The following is a 23,211-nucleotide window of genomic DNA, read 5'->3' as shown; positions in this document are numbered from 1 at the left end:
GGGGGCGGGCGCCGGGGGCTCAGCCCTTCTTGGAGAGGAAGTCGTACGCCCCCGCGGCGACGTCGTCCAGGTACGGGCCGGCCTGGTACATCGGGTCGCCGGTGTGCTTCCCGACCGAGACGTTGCTGACCAGCGCCGGCTTGCCGTCCTTGACCGCCAGCCAGCCGCCCCCGCTGGAGCCGCCGGTCATGGTGCAGCCGATGACCAGCATCGGCGGGCGGGTCGGCTCGTAGGACAGCCGGCCCGGCTTGCCGCTCTCGCAGCGGTTCAGCTCCATGCCGTCGAACGGCGGGGCGGCCGGGTAGCCGTACTCGGTGACGCTCAGCTGGTCGCGCGGCGCGTTGAACCAGACCGGCACCGCACCGCCGACCGTCTCCTCCAGCGACTTCGCGCCGTCCGCGGGCTTCACCCGGATGACCGCGAAGTCGTAGTGGGTGGCCGCGTCACCGGTCTTGCCGCCCTCGGCCTTCCACTGCGGGGACGTCACCGCCTGGGTCGCGCCCCAGATGCCGAACGGCGCGTACTGGGACTCGTCCGCCTGCTTGCCACCGCTCATCGCGGCATTGCTGTTGAAGGCCGGGATGAAGGAGATGTTGCTGTAGAACGAACCGCCCTTGCCCTGGTGGACGCAGTGGCCCGCCGTCCAGACCAGGTTGCTCTTGCCGGGGTGGGCCGGGTCGGCCACCACGGTCGCCGAGCACTGCGAACGGCCCAGACCGCCGCCGGCCGCTCCGGCGCCCGGCTCGTCCGCGAACAGCTTCCCGTGCACGGCGAGCTTGGTGTACGGGTGCTGCAGGGGCTGGGCGTTGACGGTCTTCGGCAGCGGGTCGTTGCCGTTGTCGGCGGGCTGCGCGGGCGGCTGCCCGGGCTGGGCCGGCGGCTGCGCGGGCTGGGAAGGCTGGGCCGGGGCCGGGGCCTGGGTCGGCTGGGCCGGGGCCTGGGAGGGCTGCTGCGCCGGCTGCTTGGGCGGCGCCGGGGCCTGCGAGGCCGGCTGCTGGGTGTTGGACGGCTTCGGCGCCGCCGGGGTGGTCGCGGCGGCCGGCGTGGTCGGGTGCCCCGGCTGGGTGGGCTGGCCGGCCGGCGGCTTGCTGCCCGCCGCCGGGGTGCTCGGCCCCGGGGCCGACGGCTGGGCGGGCGCCTGGGTGCCCGCGGGCTGCGGCGCCGGCGGCTCGATCGGCTCGTTCGGCTTGGCCTGGAGCAGCTTCTCCAGGGTCCAGAACCCCTTGGTGGCGGCCGGGAGGGCGTAGTCCTTCGCCCACTTCTCCCAGTCCTCGAACTTCCACTTCTTCAGGTCGTCGAGGTTGGCGGGGAGGCCGAGGGCCGGCGCGCCCGCCGCGGCGGCGGTGTCCGCCGAGCTGTTGTCCGGCCCGCACGCCGAGGTGCCGAGCAGGGTGAGTGCGAGGACCGACGCCCCGAGGACGGCCCGGGCGGAACGCGTGGATCTGACTGACGATGACATGAACTTCCGAATCCCCCATGTGTGAAAGCGCGCGGCGCCGTCGAGACGGCGCCGCGGTGCGCGGGGGAGTATTCCACTGTCCGTCAGGTGCGGGCGCACCCGCCCCCGGCGTCGCGCCGCGGGCGGGTGCCCGGCAACGGGGTCCGGGGGCGGGGCGGGGTCCGGGCAGGGCCCTACCGGCCGACCGAGCCGTCCAGCTGCTCGCGGAGGATGTCGGCGTGGCCGGCGTGCCGACCGGTCTCCTCGATCATGTGGACCAGCAGCCAGCGCATCGACGGCGCTTCGGCGCCGGGCCGCAGCGACCGGACCCCGGGGCGGTCGAGCCGGTCGGAGGCGGCGGCGATCACCTCGTTGGCGCGGGCGATCGCGGCCCGGTAGGCGGCGACCGACCCGGCCACCGTCTCGTCGCCGCGCGAGGCGGCCTCGTCGTCCCACGGCTGGTCGCCCTCGCCCCGGTAGGCCCAGAGGAACCAGTTGAGCTCGACGGCGGTGAGGTGCCGGACCAGCCAGAGCAGACTGGTGCCGGAGGCGACGCCGGGGCGCCGGGCGTCCTCGTCGGTGAGGCCGTCGGTCTTGCCGATGACGGCCTCGCGCAGGTAGTCCAGGAAGGTCAGCAGGGTGGTCGGTTCGTCGGCGTCGAGGCCCGGCGGGCGGACGTCACGGTGCTCGTTCGCGGCGGTGTTGTCGGTCACGCCCGCCAGGCTAACGAGCCGTCCCGTCACCAGCCCTGGTGGTGGACCCAGTCCCCGAGGTGGCGGGCGCAGTCGTCGACGGACTCCCGCCAGGAGTGCACGGCGCCCTCGCCGGCCTCGTCGCTGACGTGCTTCACCAGCCGCACGGGGAGTCCGGCCCGGTGGGCGACGGTGGCGACGGCGTAGCCCTCCATGTCGACGAGGTCCGCGTGCTCGGCGAGCCGGTCACGGGCGGCCGCGCCGGAGACGAACTGGTCGCCGGTGGCCAGCACCGGGCCGTCCCCCTTGCCGACCATCAGCGGAGCGCCGTAGGTACGGCCGGTCAGCTCCAGCAGCGCCGGGCTGTCGAGGTCGTGCTGGATCACCTGGACGACCGTGTGGGTGCCGGCCCAGCCGGAGCGCAGCGCGCCCGCGGTTCCGAGGTTGACCACCTCGGAGGGGTGCTCGCCACGGGCGAGGACGGTCGCCAGCGCGGCGGTCGCGTTGACCTTGCCGATGCCCGTCAGCAGGACCGGGAGCCGGTCACCCAGGTACGCGGCCTCCTCCCGGACGGCGACGACGAGCAGCGGACGGTCGGCGGAGATCGTTCCCAGAAGTCGCATGCCGCCATGGTACGGACGGCCCTTCCGGAGACCGGAGCGGCACAACCGGACCCCTCCCCTCCGACTGTCCGGGGAACCGCATAGGGTGCATCCCGCGTCGACCCGATCACCGACCCGCCCCGCGCACCGGGGCGACGGACCCCGGCGAGCCCTGGCGGCCGCCGGCAGGGCTCGACCCCGTGGTCGGCCGCACTCGTACCAGTGATCGCAGCAGTGCCCGCGGAGCGGGGGCCCGGGACCGGGCCCCCGCGATGCTCAAGATCGGCGCAAGTCGGGTGTGGCCGCGGGGAGTGACGGCCATACTGCTGGCAACGGCCGGGCCCCGGATGACGGAGCCGGCCACAGGGGAGGGTGAGGCCGGTGGCGACACCAGTACGTACGGAGCGGCCCCGCACGGTGGCGCCGGCGCGGCCCGGCGGCACGGCCGCGGCCCGGGAGACCGGCCCGCTCGGCCGGCTGCGCCGCGCCACCCGGACGGCACCGGGCCGGCTGCGGCTGGCCGGAGCGCTGCTGGCGGTGCTCACCGTGGCCTTCGGCGCGCTCACCGCCTGGCAGGTCAACTCCCGCGCACAGGCGGCTCAGCGGGTGGTCTCGTACAGCCAGCCGCTGAGCCAGGCGGCCGCCGACATCCACCGCTCGCTGGCCGACGCGGACACCACGGCGGCCACCGGCTTCCTGCTGGCGGGCGCCGAGCCGAAGGCCGTCCGGGACCGCTACGAACAGGACCTCGCGACGGCGTCCCGGCTGATCGCCGAGGCGGCGGCGCGCACCACCACCTCCTCCCCCGCCCAGGGCTGGCTCGCCACGCTCAACCAGCAGGTCCCGGTGTACGCCGGCCTGGTGGAGACGGCGCGGGCCGACAACCGCCAGGGCTTCCCGCTCGGCGGCGCCTACCTGCGCCACGCCTCGGACCAGATGCGCACCGTGCTGCTGCCCGCCGCGGCCCAGCTCAGCGCCGCCGAGAACCAGGCGCTGGCGGACGACTACGCCGAGGCGCAGTCCATCCCCTGGGCCGCGTACGGCCTGGGCGTGGTGACGCTCACCGCGCTGGTCTGGGTGCAGACGACGCTGTACCGGCGGACCAACCGGGTCTTCAACATCGGGCTGCTCGGCTCGACCGCCGCCGTACTGGCCGCGGTGCTCTGGCTGACGGTGGCCGGGACGGGCGCCAACTCCACGCTGCGCAAGAGCCAGCTCGACGGCGCCAACCCGCTGAAGGCCCTCAACGCCGCCCGGGTCGACGTGCTGACCGCCCGGCTGGCGGAGAACCTCCACCTGGTGGCCCGCGGCTCCAGCACCCAGTACGCGGACCTCTGGGCGAAGACCACCGAGCACCTCTTCAGCTCCGACACCGGTCGCCCCGGGACGGGCGGCACCCTGGCCGAGGCCCGGCGGCTGGCACCCGAGGACGCCGGCGCGGCCATCCTCGACGCCATGCGGCAGTACGACCAGTGGCGCCAGCGGCACCAGGCGGCGAGCGACCTGGAGAACGTCCAAGCGGACTACCAGGGCGCGCTGGACGCCACGGTGACCGTCAAGGAGGCGGACGCGCCGAAGACCTCCGACGCCGCGTTCAACGCCACCGACCAGCGGCTGGCGCAGGCCGCCGCGACCGAGCTCCAGGAGTTCAAGCGGGCCGCCGAGGGCACCGGCGGGGACTTGCGCACCGCCGCCGCGGCGGTCGCGGTGCTGGCCCTGGTGGCCGCCGCCGCGGCCCTGCGCGGCCTCGGCCGGCGACTGGCCGAGTACCGGTAGAAGGGGGACGGACACGATGGGCAGGACAACGGTACGGGCCGGATCGGCCACCGCGGCGGCGCTGCTCGCCTGCTGCGCGGCGGTGCTCGGCGCGGGCGGCCCGCAGGGCGCGGTGCTGTCGGCGGGCGCCGCCGCGCCGGCCACGGCGCCCCGGCAGGAGCAGGCCGGCAACGACTGCGACGTCTACCAGAGCGTGCCGCCGAGCAGCGAGGACGGCCCGGCGGTGAAGGCCGTCAAGGCCAAGCGCAGCCTGGTGATCGGCGTCGACCAGAACAGCTTCCGCTGGGGCTCCCGCAACCCCAACACGGGCCAGATCGAGGGCTTCGACATCGACCTCGCCCGGGCGATCGGCGCCGCGATCATGGGCGATCCGGACAAGGTGACCCTCAAGGCCGTCCCGACCGCCGAGCGGGTCAAGTTCGTCCAGGAGGGCCGGGTCGACCTGATCGTCCGGACCATGACCATCACCTGCGACCGGCTCCAGCAGATCGCCTTCTCCAAGCCGTACTTCAACACCAGCCAGCGCGTGGTGGTCCCCAAGGCGTCTGCGGCGAGGACGATCGACGAGGCGGTGGACGGCAAGACCGTCTGCGCGGCGACCAGTTCCTCCGCCGAGGACGAGCTGAAGTCCCGTCCGAAGGTCGCGAAGATCGTCTCGGTGGAGAACCACCTGGACTGCCTGGTGCTGATGCAGCTCGGCAAGGTCGACGCGACCATGACCGACGACGGCCTCGCGGCCAGCCAGGCCGCCCAGGACCAGACCGTCCGGCTGGTCGACGGCGAGGTCCGGCCGGCCGTGATGGGCATCGCGATGCTCAAGAACAGCACCGACCTGACCGCCCGGGTGAACCAGGTGCTCGCCGACTACCACGCGAGCGGCGCGTGGCGGGCGGCGTACGACCGCTGGCTCAAGCCGTACATGCTGAACGACGCCGAGCACTACTGGCCGGCGCAGCGTTGACCGGCCCGGGGCGACCCCGGCGCCCCCCGAGGAACCGATGACGGCCCGATGACGGCCCGTCGGCGCCCGGCCCCGGTCCGGCCCCGCGGCCACAGGCTAGGGTCGGGGCGGATCGGTCCGGGGCAGCGAGAACGATCCAGGACAGAGAAGGAGAGAGGGCGTTGGCAGCTTCCGCTGGCCCGGTACTGAGCCGGGAGGAGGTCGACCGTGCGCTGGCACGCCTCGGCGCGGACCGCGACGCGGTCGAGTCGGCGCTGCTCTCGCTCCAGGACCACGCGGGCCTGCGGCTGCTCGACGGCGCCGCGCTGACCGGGCGGACGCAGGAGCGCTGGTCCGTCGCCGGGCAGGGCCTGCCGCTGCTCTGGTCGCTGTTCGACCGTTATTCGGAGGCCCTGGCCTCGGCCCGCGCGGTGCGCGCCCGCCGGTCCAGGCCGGGCGCGGCCGAACTCGCCGAGCTGAGCGAACTGCTCACCGGCGAGGCGGTCACCGTGCCCGGCGGCGCGGTGCCGGACGGCCCGCAGCTGCTCGGCGCACCCGCCAAGCTGGTCGAGCGGGTCAGCCTGGACGACCTGATGACCAGGATGAACTCCTGGTACGCCACCGTGCTGGAGGTGGTGAGCGCCGCCGACGCCGTCTGGTCGGCGCTGCCCGCCCGGATCGACCTGCTGCTGGCCGAACTGCGCCGGGTGCAGACGCTGGCGGCCTCGCTCGGCGTGCACACCGGCAACCACCCGCTCGGCGACGACCTGGCCGGGCTCGAAGCCGATCTGACGGAGCTGCGCACCGAGGTGCGCGGCGACCCGCTGGCGCTCTGGCGCCCGGCCCGGGTACCGGCCCAGCGCGGCACCCGCCCGGACGGCACCGCGCTCGCCACACCGTCCGGCGTGGTGGACACCGAGCGCTTCGACCGGGCCGGCCGGGCGCTGGACGGCGTCCGGGTCGAGCTGGAGGACCTGCTGCGGCTGCGCGACGACGCGGAGGAACGGCTGCAGGGCGTCGGCGACCTGCTGCAACGGGCCGACGCCACGCTGGCGCAGGCCCGCCGGGCGCGCGGCGAGGTGCTGGCGAAGATAGCCGCCACCGAGGTGCCGGCCGTGCCGGGACCGGCCTCGGCGCTGCGCGAACAGATCGTGCTGGCCCTGGAGTTGCGCCAGAGCGGCCAGTGGCACCGGCTGGCGCCGCTGCTGGACGCGCTGGAGGACGCGGCCGCCAAGGAGCTGGGCCGGGCCCGGCAGTCGCTGACCGAGGTGACCCAGCCGCTGGCCGTCCGCTCCGAGCTGCGGGGGCGCCTGGACGCGTACAAGGCGATGGCGGCCCGGCTGCGGGTGGCCGAGGACCCGGTCGTGATCGAGCGCTACGAGAAGGCCCGCTGGCTGCTCTGGAGCGCGCCCTGCGACCTGCGGGCGGCGGCCGGCGCGGTGGCCCGCTTCCAGCAGTCGCTGCGGCCGGCGCAGGTCGAGCCGCCCGGCGCCGGGCCGGTCGACGGACAGACACAGCAACACGGACTGGGGGGCTGAGGTTCATGGCGCAGGCGTGCGTACGGCCGGAGTGCACCGGCGACGGGACGATCGACGCGGACGGCTACTGCGACGAGTGCGGGCTCGCCCCGACGGGCGCGGGCTCCCCTGCGGCCGCGGGCTCCCCGGCGGGCGCCGCCCCGACGGGCTCCCCCTCGACGGGCTCCGCCGCCCCGGCGGGCACGGCCGCGGCGGGCCCCGGCTCGCCCTGCCCCCGGGAGTGCGCCGGAACCATCGACGACGACGGGTACTGCGACGAGTGCGGCCTGACCGCCCCCGGCGGTGACACCGGACTGACCCAGCCGTACGTGCCGTCCGCGCGGGTCGATCCCGACTCGGCGCGCTCCTCCCGGACCGGCTCGTCCCGCTCGCTGTCCGGCCGCTCCCGCTCGCACCGCTCCACCCGGACCGGCAGCGGCCGTTCGGTCTCGGTGCGCAGCAGCCGGGGCAGCGTCAGCGCGGGCACCCGCCACCGGCTCGGCGCCGGTCTGGTGACGGTGCCGACCGTGCCGGCGGCCGATCCGACGGCGGCGGTGCTGGCCGACCCGGAGGTGCCGGAGCGCAAGCGGTTCTGCTCCAAGTGCGAGACCCCGGTGGGCCGGGAGAAGAACGGCCGGCCGGGGCGCCCCGACGGCTTCTGCACCAAGTGCGGCACGCCGTACTCGTTCACGCCCAAGCTCCGCCGGGGGGACCTGGTCGGCGGGCAGTACGAGGTGGTCGGCTGCCTGGCGCACGGCGGGCTCGGCTGGATCTACCTCGCCATCGACCGGCGGGTCAACGACAAGTGGGTGGTCCTCAAGGGCCTGCTGGACACCGGGGACGAGGACGCGCTCGCGGTGGCCGTGGCCGAGCGGCGCTTCCTCGCCGAGGTGGACCACCCCAACATCGTCCGCATCATCAACTTCGCCGAGCACCCGGACCTGCGCACCGGCTCCACCGACGGCTACATCGTGATGGAGTACGTCGGCGGCAAGTCGCTCAAGGACATCGCCAACGAGCGCCGGGCGCCGGACGGCCGGCGGCTGCCGCTGCCGGTGGAACAGGGCATCGCGTACGCGCTGGAGGCGCTGCCGGCGCTCGGGTACCTGCACAGCCGGGGCCTGGTCTACTGCGACTTCAAGATCGACAACGTGATCCAGAGCGGCGACGCGCTCAAGATCATCGACATGGGCGCCGTCCGCCGCCTCGACGACGACGGCCCGATCTACGGCACCATCGGCTACCAGGCCCCGGAGATCGCCACCGACGGCCCCTCCCCCGCCTCCGACCTCTACACGGTGGCCCGCACGCTGGCCGTGCTCACCTTCGACTTCCAGGGCTACAGCACCACCTACCAGGAGAGCCTGCCCGGGCCGGAGTCGGTGCCGGCCTTCGCCGAGTACGAGTCCTACTACCGCTTCCTGGTCCGCGCCACCGACCCGGACCCGGCCCGCCGCTTCGGCTCCGCCGAGGAGATGGCCGACCAGCTCACCGGCGTGCTCCGCGAGGTGCTGGCGCTCCAGGACCAGCGGCCCCGCCCCGCCCTCTCCACCCTCTTCGGCCCGGAACTGCGGGTGGTCGACACCGAGCTGGTGCTCCCCGCGGTGCGCCGCGGCGAGCTGCGGGTGACCGCGCTGGACCCGGCCGCCGCCGCCCTGGCGCTGCCCGTCCCGCGGGTCGACCCGAACGACCCGAACGCGGGCTTCCTGGCCGCCCTGCTGGCCGCCGACCCGGCGGAGGCACTCGCCGCGCTGGCCGGCGCCCCCGCCGTCTCCACCGAGCGCCGGCTGCGCGAACTGCGCGCCCACCTGGAACTGCGCAGCCGCGCCGACGCCGACCGGATGCTCGCCGCCCTGGAGAAGGACCACCCGGACGACTGGCGGGTGGTCTGGTACCGCGGCCTCGTCGCCCTGGTCGACTCCGTCAGCGGCTCCTCCGGTCCCGGGTCCCCCGGCGAACCCGACGAGGCGAGGCTGCGGGCCGCCGCCGAGGCCTTCGACGCCGTCTACGACGCCTTCCCCGGCGAGTCCGCCCCCAAGCTCGCCCTCGCCATCTGCGCCGAACTGCTCGGCGACGGCGGCGACGCGGCCGAGTTCTACCGCCTGGTGTGGACGACCGACCAGGCCTACCTCAGCGCCGCCTTCGGCCTGGCCCGGGTCCGCCTCGCCGACGGGGACCGCCCCGGCGCCGTCCGGGCGCTGGAGTCGGTACCGGCCACCTCCAGCCAGTTCACCGCCGCCCGGATCGCCGCCGTCCGGGCCCGGCTGCGCGAACGGCCCGCCACCGACCCGCTCGGCGCCGACCTCGGCGCCTGCTCCGAGCAGTTGACCGCCCTGCGGCTGGACGACCGGACCCGCGAGGAGCTCTCCGTCGAGGTGCTCGACAGCGCGCTCGGCTGGGTGTCCGCCGGCTCGCCCGGCGGCGCCGGGCAGGCGGGCGCAACGGCCGGGGCGAGCGGGGCGGACGGGACCGGTGGGACCGCGACGACCGGCGAGGTCACCGTCCTCGGACGGCCGGCCGCCGACCGGGAACTGCGGCTCGCACTGGAGCAGTCCTACCGGGTACTAGCCCGGTTGGCCGACCGGGCCGAGATCAGGATCGAGATGGTGGAGCGGGCCAACCGCGCCCGCCCCAGAACGTGGGTGTAGCAATGCCGCAGCAGACCGTGTGCCAGAGCTGTTCCGAGCCGCTGGACCAGGAGGACGCGTACTGCGGCTCCTGCGGGGCGAGCCGGAACGGCCGTCCGGCTCCGGGCGCGATGCCCGCGAGCTGGTCCGCCGCCCAGGGCGCCGGCGGGGCGGACCACGCGCCGACCGTGCCGGTGCCGGTGGTGCCCGCCGCCGCGCCCGGAGCGGCCGTGCCCGCCCAGGGTGGCCCCGGCTGCGTGCACTGCGGCCTGCCGCAGGTCACCTCCGACGGCTACTGCGAGGCCTGCGGGGGCGCCCAGCCGCGCCCGCGCGACCACATGGAGAAGGCCCTCGGGGGCGTCGCCGGGGTCAGCGACCGCGGTCTGCGCCACCACCGCAACGAGGACTCCTTCACCGTCGCCGCCACCTCGCTGCCCGGTGGCGAGCCGGTCGTGGTGGCCGTGGTCTGCGACGGGGTCTCCTCCTCCGACCGGCCCGACCAGGCCTCCGAGACCGCCGTCGACGCGGCGTCGGAATCCCTGCTGACCGCGCTGGAGGCCGGCCGCGACCCCGAGGCCGCGATGCGCGACGCGATCGCCGACGCGGCCGCCGCCGTCGCCGCGCTCGCCGAGGACGGCGGCGCGCCCGCCCGGCCCGACGTCAACGCACCGGCCTGCACCTACGTCAGCGCCATAGCCTCCGGCGGCCGGGTCACCATCGGCTGGGTCGGCGACACCCGGGCGTACTGGATCCCGGACGACCGGGTCGCCGCCGAGCCGTTCCGGCTCACCCAGGACGACTCCTGGGCCGCCCGGATGGTCGAGGCCGGGCTGATGGGCGAGGCCGAGGCCTACGCGGACCCGCGCGCCCACGCCATCACCGGCTGGCTCGGCGCGGACGCCGAGGAGGTCGTCCCGCACACCCTGGACTTCACCCCGCACGTCCCCGGGGTGCTGCTGATCTGCACCGACGGCCTCTGGAACTACGCCGAGGCCGCCACCGACCTCGCGTTCTACGTGCGCCAGGACGCCCGGGCCGAGCCGCTCGCCGCCGCCCGGACGCTGGTGAAGTTCGCGGTCGCGGCCGGCGGGCACGACAACATCACCGTCGCCGTGCTGCCGATCGACCCGCCGACCGGTCTGGCCGGCGCGGCGTGGCCGGACGCCGAGGACGAGCGCACCGCCACCGCCCTGGACCTGCCGGTGCTCCGCCCGGCGGCCGCCCCCGCCGGCGGACCGGCGGACGACGAGGAGGACCACGACCCGACGCTGCCGGACCTGCCGGTGATCGGCTCGCCCGCCGCGCCCCTGCCGCCGGCCCCGCCGGCTCCCCCCGCGCGGCCCGGCGTCCCGCCGCGCCCGCCGCAGCCGCCGCTGGGCTGACGCCCTGCCGCGGCCCACTCCACCGACCGTTCGCACCATCCGACCACCCGACGGGAGCCACCGGCCCATGGCAACACTGGCTAAGCCGAACCTGCCCAGGTTCGACGTGGAGATCTTCCAGAACGCGTTCCTCGCCGACGGCGCCCGCGAGGTGAACGCCATCGTCACCGTCACCGCGACCGGCGGCGGCACCTCCGGCGGCCGGCCGCTCGGGGTGACCGACAGCGGGCCGCTGGACGCGGGAGCGCACTCCGCCGCCGTGGTGATCATGGTGGACTGCTCCGGCTCGATGGACTACCCGGCCAGCAAGATGCGCGGCGCCCGGGAGGCCACCGCCGCCGCCATCGACACCGTCCGCGACGGCGTCGCCTTCGCCGTGGTGGCCGGCACCCACGAGGCCCGGGAGATCTTCCCCGGCGACGGCGGCCTCGCGACCGCCTCGCCGGCCACCCGGGCCCAGGCCAAGGAGGCGCTGCGCCGGCTCAGCGCGGCCGGCGGCACCGCCATGAGCACCTGGCTCGCCAAGGCCGACGCGCTCTTCCTGACCCGCCGTGACATCGCCATCCGGCACGCCATCCTGCTCACCGACGGCAAGAACGAGCACGAGTCGGCGGCCGACCTGGAGCGGGTGATCGAGCGCGTCACCGGCCACTTCACCGCCGACTGCCGCGGCGTCGGCACCGACTGGCGGGTGGACGAACTGCGCCGGATCTCCTCCGCGCTGCTCGGCACCGTCGACATCGTCGCCGAACCGTCCGGCCTCGCCGAGGACTTCCGCTCCATGATGGAAGGCGCCATGGGCAAGCAGGTCGCCGACGTCGCGCTGCGGATCTGGACGCCGGCCAACGCCGTGGTGACCTTCGTCAAGCAGGTCGCCCCCACCGTGGAGGACCTCACCGGCCGCCGCACCGAGGCCGGGCCGCGGGCCGGCGACTACCCCACCGGCTCCTGGGGGGACGAGAGCCGCGACTACCACGTCTGCGTGGAGGTCCCGGCCGCCGCCGTCGGCAACGAGATGCTCGCCGCCCGGATCAGCCTCGTCCTGCCGCCGCAGACCGGGAGCACCCCCGAGGTGCTGTCGCAGGGCCTGGTCAAGGCGGTCTGGACGGACGACCTGGCCTCGTCCACCCGGATCAGCCCGCAGGTCGCCCACTACACCGGGCAGGCCGAGCTGGCCTCCTCGATCCAGGAGGGCCTGGAGGCGCACCGCGCCGGGGACGTCGACCGCGCCACCGCCAAGCTCGGCGCCGCCGTCCGGATCGCCCACGCGACCGGGAACGAGGGCACCTTCAAGCTGCTGCAGAAGGTGGTGGACGTGGTCGACCCGAAGGAGGGTACGGTTCGGTTCCGTAAGAATGTGAGTGAGGCCGACTCGATGACCCTTGAGACCCGGTCGACCAAAACCGTCCGTGTGAAGAAATGACCGCTGAAGTACCGGTGGGGCCGCGGCCCGGCCGGACGCTGCCCCAGCTGGCTGGAAATCGAGGGGGGACCTGATGCCGATCTGCCCGAGGGGGCACGAGTCGCAGGCCGAGGACTGGTGCGACTTCTGCGGCTTTCCGATGACACCGCCACCGCCGATCCCGCCGCCGCCCGGCACCCACCCGGGCGCGCCCGGGGCACCGGCGGCGCACGGTGGTCACGGCGGGCACGACGGTTTCGGCGGCCCCGGGGCGCACGGCGGGCAGGGGTACCCCGGCCACGGCGGCGCGCCGTTCGGCGGGCCGGTGCAGCCGCGCCCCGAGCAGCCGGGCCCGGGCGCCGTCCCGCCGGGCGCGCAGGGCTTCCCGGACCTCACCGAAGGCCTGGTGGTCTGCCCGATCTGCCGCAGCCCGCAGACCGGCCGGTTCTGCGAGGAGTGCGGGTACGACTACGACCTCTCCTCGCCCTCGCGGCGCCAGCCCCCGCCGTCCGGCGGGGCACCGGCGGGCGGGCCCGGACCCGGCCCGCTGAACATCCCGGCGGCGTACGGCGGCCCCCAGCCGCCGGCCCAGCAGCCGCAGCCGCCGCACGCCCAGCAGCAGCGGCCCGCCTACGGCTACCCGCAGCTCGGCGGCGAGCCGTACCAGGAGGCACGGCACCAGGAGCCGGCGTACCAGGAGCAGCCCTACCAGGAGGCCGCGTACCAGGAGCGCCCCTACCAGGAGGCCCCGTACCAGGAGTCCGGCTACCAGGAGCAGCAGCCCTACCAGGAGCGGCCGCGCGAGGACTCCGGTCCGGTCTACGCCCAGCCCGGTCCGAACGGGCGCGGCGCCGAGTTCGGCACCTCGTTCAACCTGGCCCCGCCGGTCCTGCCGCAGCCGCCGCAGGCTCCGCAGCCGCCGCAGGCTCCGCAGCAGGTCCAGCAGCAGGCTCCGCAGCAGCACCCGCACGGTCAGCAGGTCCCGCAGCCGCCCCAGCCCGCCCCGCAGCCGGAGCAGGCCCAGCAGCAGGCGCACCAGCCGCCGTACCAGGGCGCGCAGCCCGAGCCGGTCCGGACCAACTGGATCGCCGTGGTCTCGGCCGACCGCGACTACTTCACCGACATGATGGCCCGCAGCGGTCCGGAGGCCGCGGGTCTCTTCTTCCCCCCGTACTGCCCCGAGCGGCGCATCCCGCTGACCGGCCGCGGCCAGCTGCGGATCGGCCGGCGCAGCCAGCACCGCGGCACCGTGCCGGAGATCGACCTCTCCGTCCCGCCGGAGGACCCGGGCGCCTCGCACCAGCACGCGCTGCTCGCCGAACAGTCGGACGGCAGCTGGGTGCTGGTCGACCAGGACTCCACCAACGGCACCACGATGAACGGCGGCGCCGAGTCGCTCACCCCGCACACCGCCGTCCCGCTGAACGACGGCGACCGGATCCACATCGGGGCGTGGACCACCATCACCCTGCACCGCGCCTGACCCCGAGGTCGGGCCCCTGACGCCCGGGCCCGGGCGGGAGTCCGCTCCCGCCCGGGCCCCTCGGCGTCCGCCACCGCGCGCAGTGGCCCTCACCCCGTACACGCACGGTCCGGACCCCTGGTCGGGGGCCCGGCGGCCCGGCAAAATGATCTTCAAATCACGTCCGCCCGGTCTCCCCAGCACACCCCGTGTACCCCTACGCTCAGGCCACATGACTGCAGCTATATCCGCCGACGGAATCCGTCAGCGGTACGGGGATGTGCAGGCCGTCGACGGGGTGTCCCTCACCGTCGAGGTCGGCGAGTTCTACGGGATCCTGGGCCCGAACGGCGCCGGGAAAACGACCACACTGGAGATTCTGGAGGGAATCCGGAAGCCCGACGAGGGCCGGATCGAACTGCTGGGGATGGCGCCCTGGCCGCGCAACGCGAAACTGCTGCCGCGGATCGGCGTGCAGTTCCAGGCTTCGGCCTTCTTCAACAAACTGACGGCGCGGGAGACGATCCGCACCTTCGCCTCGTTCTACGGCGTCGGCCCCAAGCGGGCCGACGCGATGCTGGAGCGGGTGGGCCTCACCGAGTCGGCCGGGGTGATGACCGACAAGATGTCCGGCGGCCAGGCCCAGCGCCTCTCGATCGCCTGCGCGCTGGCCCACGACCCGGAGCTGGTCTTCCTGGACGAGCCGACCACCGGTCTCGACCCGCAGGCCCGCCGCAACCTCTGGGACCTCCTGCGGGACATCAACGCCGAGGGCCGCACGGTCGTGCTGACCACCCACTACCTGGACGAGGCCGAGGTGCTCTGCGACCGCGTCTCGGTGATGGACCACGGCAAGGTCCTGCGCACCGGCGCACCGGCCGCGCTGGTCCGCGAGATCGACGACACGGTGCGGATCAGCGTGGAGTCGGGGCTGCTGACCGTCGAGCGGGTGCGTGACCTGCTCGACGCGACCGGCGCCGAGATCGCCTCGGTCGAGGACGACGGGGTCTCGCTCTCGGTCTCGACCCGCCTCCCGGCCCCGGTGCTCGCCGTGCTGGCCGAGCAGAACGCGCTGCGCGGACTCGAAGTCCGCGGCGCCACCCTGGAGGACGTCTTCCTCCAGCTCACCGGACGGGAGTACCGCGCATGAGCGCCGAACGCACGCGGGACGCGGCCGTTCCGGCCCAGCGCACGCCCGAACCCGCCGGCGCGCCCGCCGGGCAGCCGGAGCGCGAGCGGGTGAGCGCGTTCGCCAGCCTCTCGCGGGTGATGGTGGTCGCCTTCCTCCGGGACCGCACCGCCGTCTTCTTCGTGATCCTCTTCCCCCTGATGTTCCTGCTGCTGTTCGGCACCCTGCTCAAGGGCGCGACCAGCCCGCACGCCAAGGTGGCGCAGGTCGGCGCGGTCCAGGTGCTGGACTCGGTGCAGGGCGACGGCCGGGCCGCGCTGGAGAAGGTCCTCACGATCAGCCGCGGCGACGACGAGGCCGCCGCGCTGGAGAAGGTCCGCAAGGGCGACCTGGACGCGATGATCAAGGAGGGCCCGGACGGCAAGGTGGTGCTGCGCTTCAGCGCCGCCGACCAGGTCCGCGCCGGCTCCGTCCAGGGCATCGTCAACTCGGTCGTCCAGCAGGCCAACCAGGCCGCCAGCGGCAAGCCCGCCGCCTTCGTCCTGGACTCCGGCCAGGTCGAGGACAACTCGCTGAAGCCGATCCAGTTCCTCACCCCCGGCCTGCTCGGCTGGGCGGTGGCCACCGGCGCGGTGTTCGGTGCCTCGCTGACCCTGGTGTCCTGGCGGAAGAAGCAGGTGCTGCGGCGGCTGCGGCTGGCCCCGGTGAGCGCCGGGTCGATCGTGGCCTCCCGGATCGCCGTCTCGGTGCTGACGGCCCTGGTCCAGACCGCCGTCTTCCTCGTCGTCGCCACCATGCCGTTCTTCGGGCTGAAGCTCACCGGCGACTGGTGGCTGATCATCCCGCTGGTGGTCTGCGCCACGATCGCCTTCATGTCGATCGGCCTGCTGGCCGGGTCGCTGGCGAAGACCGAGGAGGCGGCCAACGGCATCTCGCAGATCATCGTGCTGCCGATGTCGTTCCTGTCCGGCTCGTTCTTCCCGACCGATGACATGCCGACCTGGCTGAAGGCCGTCTCCGAGGCGCTGCCGCTCAAGCACCTGGTCACCGCGGCGCAGTCGGTGCTCTCCCGGGGCGGCGGCGTGATGGACGCGCTGCCGACCATGGGCGGGCTGCTGGCGTTCGCCGCCGTGCTCACCGCGATCGCCTGGCGGTTCTTCCGCTGGGAGGACGCCTGAGCCGAACGCTGACGGCGGCGGGGTCGTACGCCCCCGGTCCTGGTCCCCAGGTCCCGGTGTACGGCCCCGCCGCCGTCTGCGACCATGGTCGGGTGAAAGAGATCCGGCGTGGCACGCTCAGCGAGGAGACCTTCTTCGAACAGGTCGGCGGCGAGCCGACCTTCCGGCGACTGGTGCACCGGTTCTACCAGGGCGTCGCGGGGGACGAGTTGCTGCGGCCGATGTACCCCGAGGAGGACCTCGGCCCGGCCGAGGAGCGCCTCACGCTCTTCCTGATGCAGTACTGGGGCGGCCCGCGCACCTACAGCGAGCAGCGCGGGCACCCGCGGCTGCGGATGCGGCACGTGCCGTTCCGGGTCGACCGCGCGGCGCACGACGCCTGGCTGAAGCACATGCGGGCCGCGGTGGACGAGCTGGCGCTGCCGGCCGACGCCGAGCGGCAGCTGTGGGACTACCTCACCTACGCCGCCGCCTCGATGGTCAACACCGAGGGCTGACCCGGGCCCCTTCGCCCGGGGCCCCGCGCCCTGGCCCCGCGCATCGGGGTCCAGCGCATCCGGTTCCAGCGCATCGGGGTCTAGCGCATCGGGCTGAGCCCGAGCCCGGCCCCGGGCGCCGCCGCGGTCCGCACCGCCACCGACCCCGCCGGCGCGCTCAACCGCAGCCAGCCACCGGCGCGGTGCACGGTCAGCGGCGCACCCGGCTTGAGGAACCCGATCACATAGGCCGCGTGCGCGGCGCGCAGCGGCAGCTCGGGAAGGGCGCCCACCGGCCGGGACCAGATCTCGTCGGCCAGCCCGTCCAGCACCGCTCGGGTCCGGTGGTGCGCCGGGACGGCCTCGCTGCGCTCACGGAACTCCCGCACCCCGGCCATCAGTTCGGGGTACACCTCGGCCACCGGCGGCTCGCCGACCGGGCGCCAGCCGGAGCGCGGCGGCAACAGGCCGGCCCAGGCCGGACCGGTCACGGGCGCGGGCAGCTCCACGGTGTTCCCGGCACTGTCCAGGCCGTCCAGCAACTGCCCCGCCGAGACCGTGCGGTCGGCCGGCCCGACCGGCCCGGCGAGCCGCGCGGTCCGGACCGCCAGCGCGCCGGAACTCCCCAGCGGCAGCCGGCCGAAGACGGCCAGCACGCCGTCGCCGCCGGCCTGCTTCGCCACCGCCTGCAGGCGCACCGCCGCCGCCCGGTCGAAGCGCAGCAGACGGACCAGGAAGGCACCCAGGTCGGCGGCCTCCCCGGCGTCGGCGAGGGCGAGGGCGGCGGTGGGGGTCAACGCGCTTCAGCTCGAATCCGTGTATTCGGTGATGGGTGGTGGTCCGGGCCGGGGGCTCAGGCCGCCGCGGCGTCCAGGCTGCGTCCGTCCCGGCTGTGCCCGTCCGCGCCGCGGTCGTCGTCCGTGAAGCGGCCCAGGAACTCCCGCTCCACCGGGCTGATCCGGCGCGGGCGGCCCTCGGCCAGGTCGTAGGGGACGACCACGGTGGACGCCCGGACGTACACCGTCTCGGTGCCGTCCTCGGCGGTGTCCTTGATCTCGTACGACACGGTCAGCGAGGCGCCGCCGATCTTGGTGACCCAGGTCTCGATGGTGACCGGCTCGGGCCGGTGCACCAGCGGGCGCTTGTAGTCGATCTCGTGGCGGGCCACCACCGAGCCGCCCGCGAACTCCCCCGCACCGGCCGCGGCGGCCTGGGTGAACATGAAGTCGATCCGGGCCTCCTCCAGGTAGCGCAGGAAGACCACGTTGTTGACGTGCCCGAAGGCGTCCATGTCGGACCAACGCAGCGGACAGGCGTAGATGTGGCGTGCCACGGGTGTTCTCCTCGATGTCCGGTGACCCGCCGGCGGGTGACGGCCGGTGGGCCGCGGCCCGGCAGGCCGCCCCCGGGGGCAGTCTGCCGGGCCGTTGTGACAGCTGGGTGTCAGCCTCGGGTCAGCTTCTTGTAGGTGGCCCGGTGCGGACGGGCCGCGTCGGCGCCCAGCCGCTCGATCTTGTTCTTCTCGTACGACTCGAAGTTGCCCTCGAACCAGAACCACTTGCTCTCGCCCTCGTAGGCGAGGATGTGGGTGGCCACCCGGTCCAGGAACCAGCGGTCGTGGGAGATGACCACGGCGCAGCCGGGGAACTCCAGCAGCGCGTTCTCCAGCGAGGAGAGGGTCTCGACGTCCAGGTCGTTGGTGGGCTCGTCGAGGAGCAGCAGGTTGCCGCCCTGCTTGAGGGTGAGCGCCAGGTTCAGGCGGTTGCGCTCACCGCCGGAGAGCACGCCGGCCGGCTTCTGCTGGTCCGGGCCCTTGAAGCCGAACGCCGAGACGTAGGCGCGGGACGGCATCTCGACCTGGCCGACGTTGATCCAGTCCAGGCCGTCGGAGACGACCTCCCAGAGCGTCTTCTTCGGGTCGATGTTGGCGCGGCTCTGGTCGACGTAGCTGATCTTGACGGTCTCGCCGACCTTGACGGTGCCGGAGTCCGGGGTCTCCATGTCCTGCAGCATCTTGAACAGCGTCGTCTTGCCGGCGCCGTTGGGGCCGATGATGCCGACGATGCCGTTGCGCGGCAGGGTGAAGCTCAGGTCGTCGATCAGGACCTTCTCGCCGAAGGCCTTGTTGAGGTTCTCGACCTCGATGACGATGCTGCCCAGACGCGGGCCCGGCGGGATCTGGATCTCCTCGAAGTCCAGCTTCCGCATCTTGTCGGCCTCGGCCGCCATCTCCTCGTAGCGGGCCAGACGCGCCTTGGACTTCGCCTGACGGCCCTTGGCGTTGGAGCGGACCCACTCCAGCTCCTCGCGGAGCCGCTTGGCGCGCTTGGCGTCCTTCTGGCCCTCGACCTTGAGGCGCGACTGCTTGCTCTCCAGGTAGGTGGAGTAGTTGCCCTCGTAGCCGATCGCGCGGCCGCGGTCGAGCTCCAGGATCCAGCCGGCCACGTTGTCCAGGAAGTACCGGTCGTGGGTGACGGCGACGACGGTGCCGGCGTACTTGGCCAGGTGCTGCTCCAGCCAGTTCACCGACTCGGCGTCCAGGTGGTTGGTGGGCTCGTCGAGCAGCAGCAGGTCGGGGGCCTCCAGCAGCAGCTTGCAGAGCGCCACGCGGCGCTTCTCGCCACCGGAGAGCTTGGTGACCGGCCAGTCGCCGGGCGGGCAGCCCAGCGCGTCCATGGCCTGCTCCAGCTGGGCTTCGAGGTCCCAGGCGTTGGCGTGGTCCAGGTCCTCCTGGAGCTTGCCCATCTCGTCGAGCAGCGCGTCCGAGTAGTCGGTGGCCATCAGCTCGGCGATCTCGTTGAAGCGGTTGAGCTTCCCCTTGATCTCCTTGACGCCGTCCTCGACGTTCTCCAGAACGGTCTTGGTCTCGTCGAGCGGCGGCTCCTGGAGCAGCATGCCGACGGTGAACCCGGGCGAGAGGAAGGCGTCGCCGTTGGACGGCTGCTCCAGGCCGGCCATCATCTTCAGCACGGTGGACTTACCCGCGCCGTTGGGGCCCACGACGCCGATCTTCGCCCCCGGGAGGAAGCTGAGCGTCACGTCGTCAAGGATGACCTTGTCTCCGTGCGCCTTGCGTACCTTGCGCATCGTGTAGATGTATTCCGCCACGTGAGATCGCTCCGGCGTCGTCGGGAGTAATTCGGCTTGCAGCCTTCCATTGTGCCGCACCCGGCCGAGAGCCCGAACCGCCAGCCTTGCCCCACTGGGGTATCCCGCCGGTATCCCGCCCCGGACGCCCGCGCCGGCCCCGGCCACCACCGCCCGGCGCGGCCCCGCCGGACGCACCGCGGCCCGGTTCCCCGCAGCGAGTGCGGGGAACCGGGCCGGGTGGTGGGCGCCCGCCCTGCCGGAGCAGGCCGGGCGCCCTTCACTGCGTTCAGTACTACTTCAGTACCGGTGCGGCGCTGCCTCAGGCGGCGCTGCGACCGTGGCGACCGCGGCGGCGCAGGACGAAGACCGCGGCACCGCCCGCCACGACCAGGCCACCGGCGACGGCGGCGAGGATCGGGGTGGCGTCGTTACCACCGGTGGCGGCCAGGCCGCCCGTGGTGCCGGGAGCCGGGCTGCTGGCGGCCGGGGCCGGGTGCGCCGAGGAGCTGGACGGAGCGGCGGTCGGCGTACCGGTACCGCTCGGGGTCGGCGTGGCCGTGGCCGTGGCGCTGGTGCCGGCCGACGGGGTGGCGGTCGGCGTGGTCACGCTGGTGACCTTGCAGTCCAGGATGCCCTTGAACTCCTTGGTGAAGCCGTTAGGGCCGGTCACCTTGATGTCGTAGGCGGTGTCCTCGTTGACCTGGACCAGCACGCTCTCCATCTTGCCGGGCTGGACGGTGACCGTCTTGCCCGGTGCGACGGTCACGGAGGCCGCCTCGTCGCCGCCGTTGGCGACGTTGACGCGGACACCGTTGGAGTCGCACTCGACCTGGGCGTTGCTGTCCAGCAGCGGGCCCTTGCCGGCCTTCCACGCGGCCTTGGCCGCGTCCACCACGCTGAGCTTGGTGGAGCCGGCCAGGATCATGGTCTGGCTGTGCTTCTCGGGGGTGTAGCCCTTGCTCAGGAAGACCCGGCCGTTGGGCACGACGGTCTCGGCCGAGGCCGTCACCGTGGCCGTGCCGTCCGGGGTGCCGGCCGGCACGTCCAGGAACAGCTGGGTGTCCTTGGCGACCGGGCCGGTCAGGCCGGTGACCGGCTTGCCGTCCTTGTCGACCAGCTTCGCCTTGTCCGCGGCGTCGCCGGAGAGCGCGAGCTTCACCTCGGAGGCACTGGTGTTGATGGTGAACGGACCGAGCTTGTTGCCCGGCTTGCCCGACACCGAGTCCGGCGTGAGGCTCAGCGAGGGCTTGGGCTCGGCCGCGATGCCCTTGTTGGCGTCGCTGACCAGGTAGTCGCGCAGCTTCTTGGCCTGCGCGTCGACCGGGGTGGCGTTCTTGCCGTCGGAGAACTTCCAGATCGCGGCCTGGGTGCCCGCGGCGGCGTCGTCGGCGGTGAGCTGACCGTCCTTGATGCCGGCCGCGTCGGCCAGCTTCTTGAGGTCGGTGACCTGCGGGTAGGAGTTCTCCAGGATCCAACGGATCTTGGCGGCGTCCTGAGCCTTCTCCTTGCGGCCGAGCGAGCTCGACTTCCAGTCCGACTCCTGGTACTCGACCCTGCTCTCGATGTTGACCGGGTGGTCGATGTCGATGCAGTACGTACGAAGCTCGCCGTTGGCCGTCTTGAGGGTGAACAGACCGCCCTGAACGGAGTGACCGCCCTCGATGGCGATCTCCTCGCTCTGCATGGTCGGCTGGATCACCGCCGTGACGCCCGCACCCGGTGCGTCGGCCGCAGCCGCCGCACCGGCTGCGAGCAGGCTCCCACCCAGCGCTACGCTGGTCGTGAGCATGACAGTGGTTATGCGCGGAAGACTCCGCCCCTGCCTCTGGAACATCTGGGATCCCTCCGGGCCGGGCCATGCCGATGGGCTGCCCGCCTTGCATTGCCGCGCCCCCTGTGGCGCCGCTGCACGTGTGTGAACCAGACGAATCCTATTGAGCCAGGGAGGCGCGCAAACCCCCATGCGAAATCAGGACGATTCCGTATCTGTATCGTTATCAATGCTCCCATCATCCACACAAGCTGACGATCAGCCAGAAACTCCCGATCTTTCACTTAACCGGTCCGGTGTTTGCACGCGCGGGCACAACAACCGTCTCGATCAACATATTTGTCGACAGTTGAGACCGGTCGACGGTCAGACCGAAGAAGCCAGGGCGTCACTCTCCGTTCCTCCGCCGTCCACCCGCGCCCCTACCCCGGCGACCTCCAACAGGGGTGCCACCGGCGGGCCGACCGCCGCCCTCCGCGCCTGCAGTGCGTCCGCGATCCAGCCCGGTACCGCCTCGCCCACGGACACCTCCCGGCCCTCCGCCGGCTCCGCCCGCGAGGCCGCACCCCATGTGAAGACGGCGGTGCCACGACTGAGGTCGTGCCCGACCGACCGGGCGTCGATCTCGACTCTGCTGCGCCGCGCCTCGCCGTCCATCCACTCCCGGACCCTCAACCGCCCGCTCACCACCACCGGATCACCCTTCGACAGCGAGCCGATCAGATGAGCGGCCAGCGCCCGCCAGGCCGTCACCGTCACCCACTGCGTCTCGCCGTCCACCCAGGCCTCCCGCAGCCGGTCGTACCGGCGCTCCGTCGACGCCAGCCGGAAGTTGGCCACCGCCACCCCGTCCGCCGTCCGCGTGCAGCTCACCTCGGTCGCGACATTGCCGATGACCGTCACCTGGGTCTCGTTCACAGAACACGCTCCGTTCTCCCGGATGCACCGTACGGAATCGACCGGCGCGAGTTGAGAGTGCGCTTCCCGGAAAATCCGCACCAGGCAGATCGGAAATCCTGTGGACAAGTCGGCCCTGTGGAAAACCGGTGTCACTCACAGGGGTGAATTTCGGCCCTTCCGGTCCTACTTTCGGCCTGGCTTCTACGGGGCCATGACAACAAACGCCCCGCTTCCCGCCGTACCCGCGCACCCCCAGGGGTGGCCTGCCCGGCCGTCCGCCCACGTCATCCGACCGAACGAACCCGAATACGGCCCCCCACCCGCGCCGAGACCGGTAGTTTCTCCGTGCCGAATCCATAACGGGTGGGGCGGCAGCCCCGTAACGACTGCACAACGTCCGGCGCCGAAGCGGGCCAGACCGCTGCACGCACGGCCGTCACCTGCGATTATCGGACCGCTCCACCGAAGCCGACACACCCGCGACGGTGTTGTTACACCCGGCCGAGGTTCTGGACACCCTTATCCTGTCCCCGACAGGGCAAGGCCCCGCCAACCCCCACCCCACCCTCAGGCACGGGGCCGGACAGCGGGCGCCCCGCGCGCTCGTCGCCCGATCCCGGCAACGGTCACGCCCATCAGGGCGCCGTCCGTCCCGCCCCCATAGCTCAGCGGATAGAGCACCCGCCTTCTAAGCGGTAGGTCGCAGGTTCGAATCCTGCTGGGGGCACCGCACCGAATTCCCGCAGGCCACGCCCTCGGCGAGGGCTTTGCCCGGCCGGACCGCCGGATAATCCCGTGTACCCAACGCGCATAGCCCGTGACAATGCGT

At 73.6% G+C, this 23,211-nt stretch carries 18 protein-coding genes and 1 tRNA gene; 11 read left to right on the top strand and 8 right to left on the bottom strand.

Going from position 1 to position 23,211, the window contains the following annotated elements:
* Positions 1-19: 19 nt before the first annotated feature.
* From ABZ495_RS04800 to ABZ495_RS04790, 3 genes are all read right to left on the bottom strand, one after another.
* The gene (locus ABZ495_RS04800; RefSeq protein WP_359834442.1) at positions 20-1,459 is read right to left on the bottom strand and encodes a hypothetical protein; all 1,440 of its coding nucleotides are present in this window, start codon (positions 1,457-1,459) and stop codon (positions 20-22) included.
* A 173-nt stretch (positions 1,460-1,632) separates the two neighbouring features.
* Positions 1,633-2,151 (bottom strand): DinB family protein, encoded by a 519-nt coding sequence (locus ABZ495_RS04795; protein ID WP_359834440.1) that lies wholly within the window; start codon positions 2,149-2,151, stop codon positions 1,633-1,635.
* Between the two features lie 26 nt (positions 2,152-2,177).
* On the bottom strand, positions 2,178-2,753 hold the full coding sequence (locus ABZ495_RS04790; RefSeq protein ID WP_352293856.1) for a nucleosidase: 576 nt from the start codon (positions 2,751-2,753) through the stop codon (positions 2,178-2,180).
* Between the two features lie 360 nt (positions 2,754-3,113).
* Between ABZ495_RS04790 and ABZ495_RS04785 the strand changes: the two genes are divergently transcribed.
* The 10 genes from ABZ495_RS04785 (at position 3,114) to ABZ495_RS04740 (ending at position 16,642) form a co-directional block, all read left to right on the top strand.
* The gene (locus tag ABZ495_RS04785) at positions 3,114-4,508 is read left to right on the top strand and encodes a hypothetical protein (protein ID WP_359834438.1); all 1,395 of its coding nucleotides are present in this window, start codon (positions 3,114-3,116) and stop codon (positions 4,506-4,508) included.
* Between the two features lie 16 nt (positions 4,509-4,524).
* The gene (locus tag ABZ495_RS04780) at positions 4,525-5,469 is read left to right on the top strand and encodes a glutamate ABC transporter substrate-binding protein (RefSeq protein ID WP_359834435.1); all 945 of its coding nucleotides are present in this window, start codon (positions 4,525-4,527) and stop codon (positions 5,467-5,469) included.
* Between the two features lie 161 nt (positions 5,470-5,630).
* The gene (locus ABZ495_RS04775; RefSeq protein ID WP_359834433.1) at positions 5,631-6,986 is read left to right on the top strand and encodes a hypothetical protein; all 1,356 of its coding nucleotides are present in this window, start codon (positions 5,631-5,633) and stop codon (positions 6,984-6,986) included.
* 5 nt (positions 6,987-6,991) lie between these two features.
* Positions 6,992-9,613 (top strand): tetratricopeptide repeat protein, encoded by a 2,622-nt coding sequence (locus tag ABZ495_RS04770; protein WP_359834431.1) that lies wholly within the window; start codon positions 6,992-6,994, stop codon positions 9,611-9,613.
* Between the two features lie 2 nt (positions 9,614-9,615).
* On the top strand, positions 9,616-10,974 hold the full coding sequence (locus ABZ495_RS04765; protein WP_359810474.1) for a PP2C family serine/threonine-protein phosphatase: 1,359 nt from the start codon (positions 9,616-9,618) through the stop codon (positions 10,972-10,974).
* 67 nt (positions 10,975-11,041) lie between these two features.
* Positions 11,042-12,397 (top strand): VWA domain-containing protein, encoded by a 1,356-nt coding sequence (locus tag ABZ495_RS04760; RefSeq protein WP_352293844.1) that lies wholly within the window; start codon positions 11,042-11,044, stop codon positions 12,395-12,397.
* Positions 12,398-12,470: 73 nt separating this feature from the next.
* The gene (locus ABZ495_RS04755) at positions 12,471-13,859 is read left to right on the top strand and encodes an FHA domain-containing protein (RefSeq protein ID WP_359834429.1); all 1,389 of its coding nucleotides are present in this window, start codon (positions 12,471-12,473) and stop codon (positions 13,857-13,859) included.
* A gap of 211 nt (positions 13,860-14,070) precedes the next feature.
* Complete coding sequence (locus tag ABZ495_RS04750; protein WP_352293840.1) at positions 14,071-14,988, top strand: ABC transporter ATP-binding protein; 918 nt, start codon at positions 14,071-14,073, stop codon at positions 14,986-14,988.
* The gene (locus ABZ495_RS04745; protein ID WP_359810468.1) at positions 14,985-16,145 is read left to right on the top strand and encodes an ABC transporter permease; all 1,161 of its coding nucleotides are present in this window, start codon (positions 14,985-14,987) and stop codon (positions 16,143-16,145) included. The genes ABZ495_RS04750 and ABZ495_RS04745 overlap by 4 nt, the downstream gene beginning before the upstream one ends.
* A gap of 92 nt (positions 16,146-16,237) precedes the next feature.
* Positions 16,238-16,642 carry a globin gene (locus tag ABZ495_RS04740; RefSeq protein WP_329489928.1) on the top strand — a complete coding sequence of 135 codons (405 nt, stop codon included), beginning with the start codon at positions 16,238-16,240 and terminating at the stop codon, positions 16,640-16,642.
* An 80-nt stretch (positions 16,643-16,722) separates the two neighbouring features.
* On the opposite strand, the gene ABZ495_RS04735 is transcribed toward ABZ495_RS04740, so the two are convergent.
* From ABZ495_RS04735 to ssb, 5 genes are all read right to left on the bottom strand, one after another.
* Positions 16,723-17,418, bottom strand: a complete 696-nt coding sequence (locus tag ABZ495_RS04735; RefSeq protein ID WP_329489927.1) for a hypothetical protein — start codon at positions 17,416-17,418, stop codon at positions 16,723-16,725.
* Between the two features lie 56 nt (positions 17,419-17,474).
* Positions 17,475-17,954 (bottom strand): thioesterase family protein, encoded by a 480-nt coding sequence (locus ABZ495_RS04730; protein ID WP_329489926.1) that lies wholly within the window; start codon positions 17,952-17,954, stop codon positions 17,475-17,477.
* A 110-nt stretch (positions 17,955-18,064) separates the two neighbouring features.
* Positions 18,065-19,729, bottom strand: coding sequence for an energy-dependent translational throttle protein EttA (gene ettA / locus ABZ495_RS04725; protein ID WP_352293832.1), 1,665 nt, complete (start codon positions 19,727-19,729; stop codon positions 18,065-18,067).
* Positions 19,730-20,030: 301 nt separating this feature from the next.
* On the bottom strand, positions 20,031-21,500 hold the full coding sequence (locus ABZ495_RS04720; protein WP_359834427.1) for a Cys-Gln thioester bond-forming surface protein: 1,470 nt from the start codon (positions 21,498-21,500) through the stop codon (positions 20,031-20,033).
* Positions 21,501-21,848: 348 nt separating this feature from the next.
* Positions 21,849-22,400 (bottom strand): single-stranded DNA-binding protein, encoded by a 552-nt coding sequence (ssb, locus tag ABZ495_RS04715; protein WP_359834425.1) that lies wholly within the window; start codon positions 22,398-22,400, stop codon positions 21,849-21,851.
* 636 nt (positions 22,401-23,036) lie between these two features.
* Between ssb and ABZ495_RS04710 the strand changes: the two genes are divergently transcribed.
* Positions 23,037-23,109, top strand: a tRNA-Arg gene (locus ABZ495_RS04710).
* Positions 23,110-23,211: the final 102 nt, after the last annotated feature.

Source organism: Kitasatospora sp. NPDC005748 (assembly GCF_040630735.1).
Classification (GTDB): Bacteria; Actinomycetota; Actinomycetes; order Streptomycetales; family Streptomycetaceae; genus Kitasatospora.
Note: the sequence above shows the minus strand (reverse complement) of the source record. Positions and strands in the feature narration are given on the sequence as shown.